Consider the following 1,110-nt stretch of genomic DNA (forward strand, 5'->3'; position numbering starts at 1 on the left):
ATTTCATACAACTCCGCCTTTTTATTATTTATGGTAATCAATACATATTTTTTACCATTGAAATTGATTAGATCCAAATGTCTGACTGCCTTTTGAGTCAAATCAATCCCGATTTGATTTCCTAAAAATATTGTTTTTTCATTTTTGATTAAAGCCCCGGAGAAACCATCAAATCTACTGTGATAAGGGGAAACTCCAAAATAATTACCTGCTGCAAAAACTTCCTCCTTGGCATCTGAATCAAAATTGGATTTCACAAAACAATTAATTGGAGCCACTTGCATTTTATTCGAAAATGGCACGAAAGTAAATTTTCCATTATTGTTTTTCAAATAACCCGATTTCAAATTATGAACTTCAAATAATTTCCCTTTTTCAAGCATTTTAGGATCAAAAACTTCTTCGAGTGTTTTTCCGGCAAAAGATTTATAACTGTTGAATTTCTTTTTTAGCATCCCGCTGAATTGTTCTGCCAATTCGTCGAGGCTCATTGTGGTATAATACTGTCCTTTCTTTTCTATTGCCACAATCGTTTCAAAAGATCCGTTGGCATCAAAATCATCATAATACATCTTCATTGGAAAATCCCGCGACGCTTTAAATTTGGAATTCATTCCCCAGTTTCCTACCAAATAATCGGCATCACCATCCTGATCAATATCAAAAGAAATTACCGATTGCCACAATCCATTGCTTTTTTCCGGAAAAACCGTTGCTGTTACATCCGTAAATTTACCGTTTTTATTCGCAAAAAAAGTAGGTTTCATCCATTCTCCAACCACTATTAAATCTGTTTTTCCATCTTTGTTAAAATCAGTAAAAACTGCATCCGTAACCATTCCGATTTTTGAAAACGTTTTACTTTCAGCGATAGTGAATGTTCCTTTATTGTTGTTCAATAAATAGCAATCCGGCATACTTCCAAATCTGTTATTCACAGAATTATTTGCAACGAAAATATCTAAATCACCATCTTTATCATAATCAAAAGTCTTCACAACCGATGCGTTTTGGGTCAATTTTGGTAAAGTTGTTTTTAGAAATTGATTGTTTTTATTTAAATAGAGTCGGTCTTGTAAATTAGATGCGTTTTCACCTCCACCGGAAGCT

At 33.3% G+C, this 1,110-nt stretch carries 1 protein-coding gene; it reads right to left on the reverse strand.

Annotation, left to right across the window (positions count from 1 at the left end):
• A partial coding sequence (locus tag FNW07_RS13695) for a VCBS repeat-containing protein (protein ID WP_144265655.1) occupies window positions 1-1,110 on the reverse strand: 1,110 nt, incomplete at both ends.

This window comes from Flavobacterium sp. GT3R68 (genome assembly GCF_007109225.1).
Classification (GTDB): domain Bacteria; phylum Bacteroidota; class Bacteroidia; order Flavobacteriales; family Flavobacteriaceae; genus Flavobacterium.